The organism is Sphingomonas sp. GW821-FHT09B04 (assembly GCF_059418285.1).
In genome coordinates this window covers 557,118-569,427 of record NZ_JBWKPO010000003.1, presented here as the reverse complement: position 1 = coordinate 569,427, position 12,310 = coordinate 557,118, and the positions used below count along the sequence as shown (strand labels likewise).

The window sequence follows — 12,310 nt, the reverse complement described above, 5'->3', positions numbered from 1 at the left end:
AGCGCCCCGGTAAAAACCCGGAAGCGGCCGATGCGGAGGCCGCTTCCGGGAAGGGGGAGTGTACGCAACACGCCGAGTGGCCTCTAGAATTTCGTTCGGACGCCGAACGAGACCAGCCGGCCCAGCGAGAAACCGTTGGTGTAGCCGGTCGAGCTGTTGAGGTACGGCGGGTCCTGATCGAACACATTGTCGACGTTGATGGTCAGCATCGAGTTCTTGAGCGCACCGCCCAGATCATAGGCGAAGAACAGATCGACGGTGTTGAAGCTGCTCACCCGCGTCTGCGGCGCGACGCCCAGCATCGGATAGCCACCGCGATGGTTGAGCGAGGCACGCGCTGCAAAGTCGCCGACCTTCGCACCCAGCGCCGCCGTGAACGCGAGACGCCCGGTGCCGTTCTTGAGGTTGTCGTCGAATCCTGCGCCCTGAACCGCCTGAGTCTTGCGGTTGAGCGTATAGGTGCCGGCGATGCTCGCGTTGACCGATCCGAACCCGGTCTGGCGCAGATAAGCTAGGTTGAAGTCGATCCCGTCGGTATGGATGGCGCCCAGATTGGTGCGGCGCGCGTCTATGATCACATAGGGCGACGTGCCGAAATAGAGGCTGTCGAGGGTCGGCGCGCCGTTGAGCGGCCTGCTGCCGACCAGCGCCTTCACCTGCGCCAGCGTCGGATTGGTGGTGTAGAAGCTCTTATAGCCCGGATCGGTGAACAAGACCGGCGACAGGAACGGCGGCACCGAGATCGCATCGGTGAAGCGGACGTTGTAATAGGTCGCGCTCACCACGAGGCCCTGAACCGCCTTGGGCGTCCAGTCGAAGCCAACCGACCAGGTTGTTGCCTTCTCAGGCTTCAGATTGGCATTCCCGCCCGCAAGGATGATCGTCGGCCGCAGAATATCGAACGGCGAACTGCCCGGCGCACGAAACGGGCTGAACAGCAGGATCTGTGCGCGCGCATCGGCGAGGCTGGTCGTGTCCGCCAGGCTCGGCGCGTGGAACGAAGTGCCGTAATTGCCGCGGATCAGCAGATCGTCGAACGGCTTGTAGTTGACGCCGACCTTCGGATTGGTCGTGCCGCCGACATCATCATACCCGTCATGCCGGATCGAACCCGAGATCTGAAGGGCGCGAAGGCCCGGCATGCCGTTTCCCGGCCCCACCAGCGGGATCAGCGCTTCGGCGAACACCGACTTCACATTGCGGCTGGTCACCGACGCCATCGCGTTGGTGAAGACGTTGCGGCGATCGAACGAAGCGATCGAATCGAGCTTCTCGAAGAAATATTCCGCGCCGACCGCGAGCCGGATATCGCCGCCGCCGATCGTCGCGACCTTTCCGTCAAGGATCGCGCGCGTCTGGAACATCTCCTGATCGGCCTGACCGTAATTCTCGAAATCGCGGATCGCGGCGAGCACCGCAGGACTGCTGGCGCCAGGATTATAGGGGTTGAGCGCGGTGGCGAGCGTGGTGCCGGCCAGCGCGGCCGTCGCGGCGGCCGCGTTGATCGTCGGCTCGCGGATCAGCGAATAGCTGCTGCCATAATTCGCTTCGGCGCGCAGTTGCCACCGATCGCTCAGATCGATCGAAAGGCTGGGCGAAACGCCCCAGCTGTCGAAGCGCGCCCGGCTCTCCATGCTCTTGCCGAACACGTCGGCGAAAGAGATCGCGACGCTCTGCACGGGCGACAAACCGATCGGGCGGAAATAGGGGTTGGTGAAGACCATGGTGCCGGTGAAGCCCGGCGTCGCGTTGAGCCGCGTGGTATCGCGACGCGACCAATAGGCGGTCGCCTGAAAATCGACACTGTCGCTCAGCGCCTGGGTCAGGCCGGCAAAGACCGAGTGTCGCTGCTCACGCGGATAGATATCGGCATAGTCGGTCGTATCGCACTTGTTGACCGTATTGGGTGCAAGGCCGGGCGCGGCAAAGCTGATACCGCCCACCGTGAAGTTTCCCGGCGAACAGGTCGTCGCGCGAAAATCCTGCCCGCCGCGCGCGGTGTGATCGGCGCGCACATAATCGCGGTCGATGCCCAGGATATTGTCGTGCCAGGCATAGCTGTACGAGGCGAAGATCGAACCACTGCCCCAGTCCTTGCCCACGGTCAGGTTGCCGTCGATCGTCTGATAATCGTCGGCGAAGCCATAGCGCACATTGGCGCCGATCCCGTCGAAACGCTTGCGGGTGATGAAGTTGATCACGCCGCCGATCGCGTCCGAGCCATAGATCGCCGAACCGCCGTCTGGCACGACCTCGACCCGATCGATCAGATCGGGCGGAACGATCGACGGATCGACCGACGTCTGCAGCACGCCCGCACCGACCATGCGCTTGCCGTTCATCAGCACCAGCGTGGTGGTGCCGCCCGAAGCGCCGAGATTGCGGATATTGGGCCGCACGATCGGGATCGACATGTCGCCGCTGCCGCTCGGCACATAGTTGAAGTTGCCGACCTGTGGGATCGAAGCGAGCAGATCGTTCGCCGAGGCCGCGCCGCTGGCGACGATCTCTTCACGCTTCACGCTCACCACATTGGTGCCGGTCGGCGCAACGCCGCGCAGCAGCGTGCCGGTGACGACGACTTCGCTGCCCTCAAGCGCCTCGGCCGGCCCTTCCTGTTCTACCTCGGGCGCGACGGCCGAGATTTGCTGCGGCCGCGCTGCCGCCGCCGCTTCCACCACGAACGCGCCGCCCGAAGCAGCGCGTGCGCGCAGACCATGACCTGCGATCAGGCGGTCAATCGCCTCCGCCACCGAATAATTGCCCCTGAGCGCAGCCGCGTGCTTGCCGCGCACCAGCGCGGGATTGAAGATGATCTCGGTCCGGGTCTGGCGACCCAGCTGGGTCAGCGCCGACGACAGGCTTTGCGCTTCAAGCTGGACCGGCGCGCGCGCGGCGGCCTGTGCTGTTGCCGGCGCGATCGCCACGGCGAGCGGTGCAAGGCTGACAAAGGCCAGCAGGTGAAGTGCGGATTGACGACGGCGCATGTAGTTCCCCTCCCATTTTCCAGCTGGTTTCCACCAGTCTTCAAATGGGGAGGACGTGCGCTATTCAGTTTTCCACATCGGTTTCGGAAGTTTTTTTGTCCGGCGTTGTCGGCGATGCCCGCGCGATCACCATGCTGCCATCCGCAAGCCGTTCGACCCGCACCGGCAGCAGCTCGCGCACCAGCCCCGTGAAGCGGTCCGCATCGCCGGTACGGAACACGCCGCTGATCCGCAGACGCCCGGTTTCGTCATCGAGCACGCGAATCGAAGTTGCGGTATAGCGGCTCATCTCTGCCGCCGCGGTGGCGAGCGGCGCATCTTCGAGCGACACATAGCCTTCGCGCCACATCAGTTCGCTGCCGACATCCACCGACGCGACGCGTTGCGGCACGCCGAGTTCCGCCACCAGCGCCTGTCCCGGCTTGAGCAATGTCGGCGCGGGATCGAGCGGCTCCGAAGCCGCCGAGGCACGATCGACCACCACGCGCCCTTCGACCAGCACGACCTTCATGCGGCCGGGATCGAGGCGAACCTCGAACACGGTGCCCAGCGCGGTCACGCGCCGCCCCGCCGCCTCGACCGTGAACGGCCTGCTGGCATCCTTGGCGACCTCGAACAGTGCCTGACCGCGCGTCAGCCGCACGAGCCGGCTGCCCGGGGTATAGGCCAGTGCGACGGCAGTATCGGTGTTGAGCGTCACGCGCGTTCCGTCGGGCAGTCGAACGACGCGCCGTTCGCCCTTCGCGGTCGAGAAGCGCATCCCTGCGGGCTGAGCGCCCGCTGTCGACGCGACTTCGCTGGCGGGTGCGCGCGCCGGATCACCGGTCAGTCCGAGCTGCCCCGGAAGCAGCAGCGCAGCCGCCGCAAGGCTGGCAGCAAGGCCGGCCCCGACCGCGGGGATCCAGCGCCGTGCCGGCTTGGTGGCGAGCGCCGCCTGGCGCAGCGCGGTCAGATGCGGGTCGGCATCGGCATCGTCGAAGACGTCCCAGACGCCGTTGGCCTTCTGGAAGGCGCGGGCATGCGCCTCGCTCGCCGCCAGCCACGCATCGAAGTTCGCCTGCTCGGCCGCGGTCAGATCGCGGCTGTCGCGCTGCAGCACCCAATAGATCGCGGCTTCGTCCGGGGTCATCCCCAGCGTCGGGTTGGTGCGCGCCAGCGAGATCATTGGTCGCCCATCCGGCTGACAAGGTGCGCCATCGCGCGCGTCATGTGCTTTTCGACCGCGCTGACCGAAATGCCCAGCCGCGCGGCGATGTCGAGATACCGCATCCCTTCGAGGCGTCGCATCACGAAGACCATTCGCGTCCGTTCGGGCAGTTCGAGGAGCACCGCGGTGGCGCGTACAAGCGCCTCCTTGCCCAATAGGACGCGCTCGGGCGAAAAATCCACATCACCGTGCTGCTGTCCGTCGAAGCTTTCGTGATCTGCCTCGAACCGGCTGCGCCGCCGCCGGAGCCGGTCGGTCAGCACGCTGCTGGCGGTTTCGAAGACGTAACCACCGACCTTGTCGATATCATCGAGGGTACCGCGCTTGGCGAGCCGCAGGAACACTTCCTGGATCAGATCCTCGATCTCGCCGCGGTCCCGGATGCGGCGCGAGAAGTAACGGCTGAGCGATGCGCGGAAGCGCGCATCGAGCGTCTGGAGCGAGACTTCGCCCCGGTCGGGAAATGGTTTTGGTTTTGCGTCAGTCATCCGTCTCGCCTCACGCGCGAGGCTGCGGCGTTTCGATGCGCATGGCAATCCGGGTTGCAGCAAGACGCATCCGTATGCGGAATGGCCACCTCGCACAGGGGCCATTCCGCAACGATTCTCCCGCTGGCTTAGCTGCGCTCGGAGTCGAGCATTTCATGCTCGGTCGCGACTTGCTGCGCCTTGCCATAGCTCTCGATCAGCAGCTGATAGGGCGGGAAGATCTTCGTATAGACCTGTGCCCATTCTGCGGCGTCGTCGCGATGCCAGGTGCGCTGCAGCTCCGAAGCCACCGCTGCGGTGTCGATCGGCACCACGCCCGCCTGAACGACGCGCGCCAGCGTGATCTCCTGCGCCATCTTCGAATAGGTGCCCGACGCATCGACAACCGCGAACACCTTGTAGCCGTCCTGCACCGCGCTGATTGCAGGGAAAGCCATGCAGACGCTGGTGATCGTACCCGCGATGATCAGCGTCTTGCGCCCGGTCGCCTTCACGGCAGCGACAAAGTCGGGATTGTCCCAGGCGTTGATCTCGCCCTTTCGCGCGACATAATTTGCGTGCGGCGCATTCTCGTGGATTTCGGGGATCAGCGGGCCGTTGGGACCCTGCGGTACCGACGCGGTGGTGATGACCGGGATGTTGGTGAGCGTCGCCATGCGGGCGAGCGCAGTCGCATGGTTGCGCAGCACGGGCATCGGCATGTCGGCAACGGTCTGGAACAGACCGCTCTGGTGATCGATCAGCAGCAGCACGGCGTCATCGGGGTCGATCACGGGTCGGGCGCCGTCGAAGTTGGCGGGGGTGGACATGGGAGTTCTTCCTTTTGGGGGGCTTTGGAGGTGGAGGTCAGTCGGCCTTGTCGTACGAGAACTGGATGCCGGCGGTGCCGCCCGTCTCGATGAACAGGTTCATGAAGGCAGGAACGGTCTCGCTGCGGTTCCAGTCACGCTGCAGCTCGCAGAAGAGCTGCGGGACCGAGATCATCTTGCCGCCGGCCTGTTCGATGCGGCGCAGTGCGGCGTCATGCGCGGCGAGCGAGGTGCCGCCGACGGCGTCGACCGGGACATAGACCTCATACCCTGCCGCCAGCGCATCGAGTGCGGGGAAGGTCAGGCACGCCTCGGTCCACAGCGCGGTCATGATCAGTTTCTTGCGGCCGGTCGCCTCGACCGCCTTGCGGAATTCGACGTCTTCCCAGCTGTTGATCGTGGTGCGGTCATAGGTCGGATAACCGGCCAGAACCTTGCGAATCTGGGGGATTGGCGGATGGTTGAGCCCGGTCTCTACGTTCACAGTGGAGTGCACGATCGGTAACCCAAACCCCACCGCCGCCCTGGCGGTGCCGACGATGTTGTTCACCAGCAGCTGCCGGTCCATCGAGGCGATCGAATTCACCTGAACGGGTTGATAGTCGATGATGATGAAGGCCGAATTCTGCGGGGTGAGCAGATGATCTTTCAGCGGATCGCGGATTGCTTCGCTGGCCATGGCATTTCCTTTCAAGTTACGTCCCGATTTCGAGCCCAGTGACGGCCGGACGCTATGCCGTCTGGGAAGAAGGCCCGGCTCCCCGGGGGAAAGGGAGCCGGGCCGCGGTCAGGCCGCGGCGTTTGCAAACCTGCCGCTGTTGAAGTCGTCGATCGCCTGACGGATCTCCGTTTCGGTGTTCATCACGAACGGGCCGTAGCCCGCGATCGGCTCGTCGATCGGCTCGCCGGTCAGGACGAGGATCGTCGCATCGCCATCGGCGTGAATACGAACCGCATCGCCGTCACGGCTCAGCAACAGCATCTCCGCCTCGCGCACGCCCTCGCTGCCGTTGACGGTGACATGGCCGCCGAGCACCACCAGCATCGCCGTGTGTCCTTCGGGCAGGTCGAGCGTCAGATCGGCATCGCGATTGAGCCGCAGGTCCCAGACGTTGATCGGGGTGAAGGTCCGTGCAGGGCCTTTCGCGCCGAGCAATTCGCCCGCGATCACCCGGGCGAGGCCGGCGCCGTCGGGAAGCTCAACTGTCGGGATGTCCGCCGCGGTGATACCCTGGTAGCCGCCGGGCACCATCTTGTCCTTCGCGGGCAGATTTACCCAAAGCTGAACCATGCGGAACGGACCACCGGTCTTGCCGAACGCCGGGGAGTGATATTCCTCATGCAGGATCCCGCCCGCGGCGGTCATCCACTGGACGTCGCCGGGACCGATGATGCCGCCATTGCCGCCCGAATCCTTGTGCTCGACCTCGCCGTCATAGACGATCGTGACCGTCTCGAACCCGCGATGCGGATGCTGGCCGACACCGCGCCGGTCGGTGGTCGGCGCGAAGTTGTACGGTCCGGCATAATCGAGCAGCAGGAACGGGCTTACCTGCCCGCCAAGGCTGTTATACGAAAACAGCGAACGGACCGGAAAGCCGTCGCCGACCCAATGCTGGTTCGGGTTGCTGTAGGTGCCGAGGATCGTCTTCATGATACTTCTCCCACGCCTTCCGTCAGGGAAGGCAGCTGTTGGAGAACACAATAATCACGCACCAATTCGGCCGGAAGATTGCGAAAATGGACTCAGCGTTCTACAAATAGGACAATGCAGGACCTGAACGACCTCTATTTCTTCGTCCAGGCGGTCGATCACGGCGGCTTCGCCGCCGCGGCACGTGCGCTGGGCATCCAGAAATCGAAGCTCAGCCGCCGCATCGGCCTGCTCGAAGAGCGGCTGGGGGTACGGCTGATCCAGCGCTCGACCCGCCGCTTCTCCGTCACCGAGGTCGGCCGTGAATATTACCGCCACTGCGTCGCCATGCTGGTCGAGGCGGAGGCCGCGCAGATGGTCATCGACCAGTCACGCGCCGGACCGCGTGGCATCATTCGGCTGAGCTGCCCGACGGGCCTGATCGCCTTCCAGTTCGGCGAGCTGTTCGGCCGCTTCATGGCGCTCCACCCCGAAATCGAGTTGCATGTCGAAAGCACCAACCGCCGCGTGGACGTGATCGGCGAAGGGTTCGACCTCGCCATCCGTGTCCGTCCGCCGCCGCTCACCGAAAGCGAGCTGGTGATGCGCCGCTTCGACGAGCGGACGATCCGGATCGTCGCCGCACCGGAGCTGCTGCGAACCCGCAGCATTGCCCGACCGGCCGATCTCGCCGAGTTGCCGAGCCTCGACTTCGGCCCGCCCGGGGGCGAGCATCGCTGGCGCCTGACCCATGCGGACGGCAGCGTCGCTGAAGTGCGCCATCGGCCACGACTTGTGACCGACGACATGGCCGCGCTGCGAGCCGCCGCGATTGCTGGCGCCGGAGCCGTACGCCTTCCGACACTGGCGATCTGGGACGACCTTCAGCAAGGCCGACTTGTGACGGTCCTGCCCGAATGGCGCCCGGCAAACGAGATCGTCCACGCGGTCTTTCCCTCGCGACGCGGCCTCCTTCCCTCGATCCGTGCACTACTCGATTTCTTGGCGGACGAATGCACCGCGCAGCGCAAGCGTATCCCGGAATCGGGCACCGATGCTCCCGCCACGCTTCTCGAATAGGCTGTCCACACCGGAATATCCGGCTCCATTTTACCGCTATCATCCCCCCTTCGGCATTTTGATCTCGCCTTTCCCCTCACACGCGGTATGTGTCGATTAACTGACAACGTTATCAGGGAGAGGGGCGTTGGCCGCACCCGTCACACAGCTAAATTCGACCGACCCGGCATCCGGCGACGGGACGGCACAGGGCATCAACGCCCCGGACCTTCAGGTCTTCGTCTTCGCCTTGTTCTTCATCTTCGGCGGCATCACCTCGCTCAATGACGTGATCATCCCGAAGCTGAAAGAGTTGTTCACGCTGAACTACACCCAGGCGATGCTGGTGCAGTTCTGTTTCTTCACTGCCTATCTGGTGATCGGCATCCCCGGCGCAAAGCTGGTCAAGAAGCTCGGCTATATGCGCGGCGCGGTCGCCGGTCTTCTGACGATGATGGTCGGCTGCCTGCTGTTCATCCCAGCGTCGCAGAACGCGACCTATGGCCTGTTCCTGTTCGCACTGTTCGTGCTGGCTAGCGGCGTCGTCATCGTCCAGGTCGTCGCCAACCCGTTGATCTCGCTGCTCGGCAAGCCCGAAACCGCGCATAGCCGCCTGACCTTTGCTCAGGCGTTCAACTCGCTGGGCACCACAATCTTCCCGATTGTGGGATCGATCCTGATCCTCGGAAGTCTCGCCACGGTCACTGCTGCCGAGCTTTCCGGACCTGCACTCGAAGCCTATCGAGTGGCCGAAAGCGAAGCGATCATGCACGGCTATCTCGGCATTGCCGCCGCGCTGGCGGTGGTTGCCGGTGTTGTCTGGCTGTTCCGCAATCGCTTGAAGGGCGAACGCCATCAGGCGAGCGAGGGCCTCGCGGGGCTCGACCTGCTCGGCCGTAAGCGCTTCGGTTTCGGTGCGCTGTGCATCTTCCTCTATGTCGGCGCCGAGGTCTCGATCGGATCACTGATCGTCAACTACCTGATGCAGCCCGGCGTGATGGGGCTTCAGGAGCAGGCGGCAGGCAAGCTGATCGGCTTCTACTGGGGCGGCGCGATGGTCGGCCGTTTCATCGGATCGGGCTTGATGCGCGTGATCAGCCCGGGCAAGCTGCTCGCATTCGTCGCGATCGGTGCGGTCGCGCTGATCCTGATTTCAACCAACACCACAGGCAATGTTGCGGGCTACAGCCTGCTGGCGATTGGCCTGATGAACTCGATCATGTTCCCGACGATCTTCAGCCTCGCGAGCGAAAAGCTGGGCGGTCGCGCGGCGGACGGGTCGGGGATCATCAACATCGCGATCTTCGGCGGCGCTGTAGTGCCGCTGGCGACCGGCGCTCTGGCCGATGCGACCGGCAGCCTCGGCTTCGCGCTGATCCTGCCCGCGCTGTGTTACGCGGTCATCGCGGGGTTCGGCTACTATGCCCGACGCCCCTATGACGGCCCCGTCGCGGGCTGAAACGCAAAAAGGCCGGCGGGTGACCGCCGGCCCTTTTTCTTTGCGTGCCGCCACGGCCGGACTCGAACCAGCACGTCCTCGGCGGTCGATTTTGAGTTTGACTAACCTGCCGTGGCTCGAGTGCTCCCGAGTTGCTCAGTCGAATATCCCGCAGGGTAACGCACTCGGTTCATCAAGAATCCCGTGCTTGCAGATGTTCTCCGAGAGACGCGTGATTTGGCCACCAGCGAGAACGGCAGAATGTCGAAGCCGCCCGGCGAAGAAGCTAATGATCTCTTGTGGGCGCGTGGAAGCATACCATCATAGCAGCCGGCCTCGACCATTTAGATATGCACGGAATCCGGTGCCAACATCGGCAATTCGGGTATCCCGCTAAAGATCAGATGTCAGCTTGGACGCCGCAGGGTCCATCCGGTCGTCGAACTGACTCGTTGGACGCCCACCCGGCGCAACCCAGGATGGAGTAAACCAAAGAGCACGGCGAGACAGTCAGTCCGCGAGCAAGAAGGCGCCTGCGCCTCAAATGGTACGGGTGGTCGGACTCGAACCGACATGATGTTGCCATCGGCGGATTTTGAGTCCGCTGCGTCTACCATTCCGCCACACCCGCATATTGGACAGATCGCCTCCGGCCAATCGCGCGGGCCGCTATAGGTCGCTGAAAACGATATTGCCAGCCACCACAGCGCGGTTCTTTTCAATCGGGTGCGCGGGAATCCTTTCACACGGCCAGGTATCGATCCGCACTGGCATTTCTTTCATGAAATGCCGCATGTCCTAATCAGGACCGCATTATCCGAATGGGCTGGTTCAGTCTCGCCAGCTGCCTTCGCCTCTGTTATCCGGCGATTGCTAGAGGATAATAATCGAGGGAGGGTGCAGTATGCGTTGCTGGCCAACGATCGTGCGGGCAAGCGTACTGACAAGTGTGGCGATATCGGTTCCGGTGATCGCGCAAGCACCAGCCGATAGCATGGCCAGGATCGCAGGCGATATCGTCGCGAACCGGCTGGCCGCCAATCCCTTCCTTCCACTCTATGTCGATATCGATGGCGGGCGGAACGACATCCTGAACGACATCAGCCCGGCGGCGATTACCCGCCACAATGCAGAGGTCGATGCCCTGCTCGCCCGGCTCGACGCGCTCGACCCGAAGACGCTGACCGACCGGGGGGCGGTCCGGGATCATGCGATCGCGCGCGAGATGCTGGAGGCCGAGCGAGGCTTGCGTATCTGCCGGAGCGAGCTCTGGACGGTTTCGCACATGGAGGGATGGCCGAGCAGTTACCCCACACTGATTGAACGCCAGCCTGTCGCAACCGCCAAGGATCGTGCCGATGCGCTTGCCCGCTGGGGTAGCGTGCCAGATTATATCGCCGCCGATATCGCCAATCTGAAACGGGGTATCGCGGAGGGCTATGTCGTGCCGCGCTCGGTCGCGGTGCGCGTACTCGCGCAGGTCGAGGGACTGATTGCCGGAACCCCCGAGGCATCGCCGTTCTACGCACCCGCCCGGACCGTCGAGGATGCGGCGTTCAAAACGGCATTCGCGGCGCTGGTGCGCGACCGAATCACACCGGCCGTTCGTTCCTATCGTGACTTCTTGCGCGACACCTATATCCCCGCCGCTCGCGAAGGCCTGTCGGTGCTCGATTTGCCGGACGGCCGGGCCTGCTACAATGCGATGCTGCGCTCCTACACGACGCTCGACCGGTCCGGCGAGGATGTCGCAGCGCTCGGCGAGCGAACCGTCGCCGCCAATGTCGCCGACGTCCGCACCATCGGCAAGAAACTCTATGGCACCGACGATTTCTCGACGATTGTCGCGCGGGTGAAAGCAGATCCTGCGGAACGTTTCGCGTCAAAGGAAGAGGTTGTCGCCTATAATCGCGACGTCGTGGCTCGGGCCCGCACGGCGGTGTCGGCGCTGATCGACAAGGTACCGCAACAGCCGCTGGAAGTACGGCCAATGACCGACGCCATGGAGGCATCGGGCGCCAGCTCCTTCTACATGCCCGCGGCGGATCCTGCCAAGCCTGCGCTCTATATGCTGCAGGTCGGTAAGATCGAGGATGCACGCCGGGCCGATATGGCGATTACCGCGGTGCATGAAGGCTATCCAGGCCACCACTTGCAATTTGCCTATGCAGCAGCACAGCCTAACAGCGCGCTTTCGAAAATTGGCATGAATTCAGCCTATGCGGAAGGCTGGGCACGCTATGCCGAGCGCATGTCTGAGGAGATCGGCCTCCTCGACACCCCGCAGATGAAGATTTCCCGCCGGGCATGGCCAGCCCGCGGAATGGTCGCCGATCCGGGCCTGCATATCGGCAAATGGGATCGCAACCGGCTCGTCGCCTATCTAACCGAGACCGGGCGGTTTCCGCCGGACGTGGCGCGCGGCATGATCGATCGCATCGCAATCCTGCCGGGGCAGTTGACGGCCTATGATTCCGGCGGTCTGGAAATATTGGCGCTGCGCGACCAGGCACAGAAAGCGCTGGGCAAGCGCTTCGACATCAAAGAATTCAATGCCGTGGTGCTGAGCGATGGCATCGTGCCGCTGGCACTGCTGCGCAAGAATGTGGAGGCCTGGATCGCCGGAAAGAAGTGAGGGCGAGGCGCGACACGCCTGACGCGTCGCACCTGGAATCGAACCCGGGCAATG

At 63.9% G+C, this 12,310-nt stretch carries 9 protein-coding genes and 1 tRNA gene; 3 read left to right on the top strand and 7 right to left on the bottom strand.

Features of this window, described 5'->3' with window-relative positions; translation table 11 throughout:
• Positions 1 to 83 precede the first annotated feature (83 nt).
• From AC07NK_RS12285 to AC07NK_RS12260, 6 genes are all read right to left on the bottom strand, one after another.
• Positions 84 to 2,987 carry a TonB-dependent receptor gene (locus tag AC07NK_RS12285; protein ID WP_495170879.1) on the bottom strand — a complete coding sequence of 968 codons (2,904 nt, stop codon included), beginning with the start codon at positions 2,985 to 2,987 and terminating at the stop codon, positions 84 to 86.
• Positions 2,988 to 3,051: 64 nt separating this feature from the next.
• Positions 3,052 to 4,152, bottom strand: a complete 1,101-nt coding sequence (locus AC07NK_RS12280; RefSeq protein ID WP_495170878.1) for a FecR family protein — start codon at positions 4,150 to 4,152, stop codon at positions 3,052 to 3,054.
• On the bottom strand, positions 4,149 to 4,682 hold the full coding sequence (locus tag AC07NK_RS12275; RefSeq protein ID WP_495170877.1) for an RNA polymerase sigma factor: 534 nt from the start codon (positions 4,680 to 4,682) through the stop codon (positions 4,149 to 4,151). Before AC07NK_RS12275 ends, AC07NK_RS12280 begins: the two co-directional genes overlap by 4 nt.
• 128 nt (positions 4,683 to 4,810) lie before the next feature.
• Positions 4,811 to 5,491: a hydrolase gene (locus AC07NK_RS12270; protein WP_495170876.1), complete on the bottom strand. Its 681-nt coding sequence runs from the start codon at positions 5,489 to 5,491 to the stop codon at positions 4,811 to 4,813.
• 37 nt (positions 5,492 to 5,528) lie between these two features.
• Entirely contained in the window at positions 5,529 to 6,170 is a 642-nt protein-coding gene (locus tag AC07NK_RS12265; RefSeq protein ID WP_495170875.1) for a hydrolase, read from the bottom strand.
• 108 nt (positions 6,171 to 6,278) lie between these two features.
• Positions 6,279 to 7,145 (bottom strand): pirin family protein, encoded by an 867-nt coding sequence (locus AC07NK_RS12260; protein WP_495170874.1) that lies wholly within the window; start codon positions 7,143 to 7,145, stop codon positions 6,279 to 6,281.
• Positions 7,146 to 7,259: 114 nt separating this feature from the next.
• On the opposite strand from AC07NK_RS12260, the gene AC07NK_RS12255 reads away from it, so the two are divergent.
• Together AC07NK_RS12255 and AC07NK_RS12250 are read left to right on the top strand one after the other, a co-directional pair.
• The gene (locus AC07NK_RS12255; protein WP_495170873.1) at positions 7,260 to 8,204 is read left to right on the top strand and encodes a LysR substrate-binding domain-containing protein; all 945 of its coding nucleotides are present in this window, start codon (positions 7,260 to 7,262) and stop codon (positions 8,202 to 8,204) included.
• Between the two features lie 193 nt (positions 8,205 to 8,397).
• The gene (locus AC07NK_RS12250; protein WP_495171010.1) at positions 8,398 to 9,642 is read left to right on the top strand and encodes a sugar MFS transporter; all 1,245 of its coding nucleotides are present in this window, start codon (positions 8,398 to 8,400) and stop codon (positions 9,640 to 9,642) included.
• 524 nt (positions 9,643 to 10,166) lie between these two features.
• Here AC07NK_RS12250 and AC07NK_RS12245 read toward each other — a convergent pair.
• Positions 10,167 to 10,252: transfer RNA gene (locus AC07NK_RS12245), tRNA-Leu, on the bottom strand.
• A 363-nt stretch (positions 10,253 to 10,615) separates the two neighbouring features.
• Between AC07NK_RS12245 and AC07NK_RS12240 the strand changes: the two genes are divergently transcribed.
• Positions 10,616 to 12,256 carry a DUF885 domain-containing protein gene (locus AC07NK_RS12240; RefSeq protein WP_495170872.1) on the top strand — a complete coding sequence of 547 codons (1,641 nt, stop codon included), beginning with the start codon at positions 10,616 to 10,618 and terminating at the stop codon, positions 12,254 to 12,256.
• Positions 12,257 to 12,310: the final 54 nt, after the last annotated feature.

Bases quoted from the DNA above. Each gene is read 5' to 3' on its own strand.
- AC07NK_RS12280 (WP_495170878.1), bottom strand. From the start codon at position 4,152: ATGATCTCGCTGGCGCGCACCAACCCGACGCTGGGGATGACCCCGGAC.
- AC07NK_RS12270 (WP_495170876.1), bottom strand. From the start codon at position 5,491: ATGTCCACCCCCGCCAACTTCGACGGCGCCCGACCCGTGATCGACCCC.
- AC07NK_RS12265 (WP_495170875.1), bottom strand. From the start codon at position 6,170: ATGGCCAGCGAAGCAATCCGCGATCCGCTGAAAGATCATCTGCTCACC.
- AC07NK_RS12285 (WP_495170879.1), bottom strand. From the start codon at position 2,987: ATGCGCCGTCGTCAATCCGCACTTCACCTGCTGGCCTTTGTCAGCCTT.
- AC07NK_RS12255 (WP_495170873.1), top strand. From the start codon at position 7,260: ATGCAGGACCTGAACGACCTCTATTTCTTCGTCCAGGCGGTCGATCAC.
- AC07NK_RS12275 (WP_495170877.1), bottom strand. From the start codon at position 4,682: ATGACTGACGCAAAACCAAAACCATTTCCCGACCGGGGCGAAGTCTCG.
- AC07NK_RS12240 (WP_495170872.1), top strand. From the start codon at position 10,616: ATGGCCAGGATCGCAGGCGATATCGTCGCGAACCGGCTGGCCGCCAAT.
- AC07NK_RS12260 (WP_495170874.1), bottom strand. From the start codon at position 7,145: ATGAAGACGATCCTCGGCACCTACAGCAACCCGAACCAGCATTGGGTC.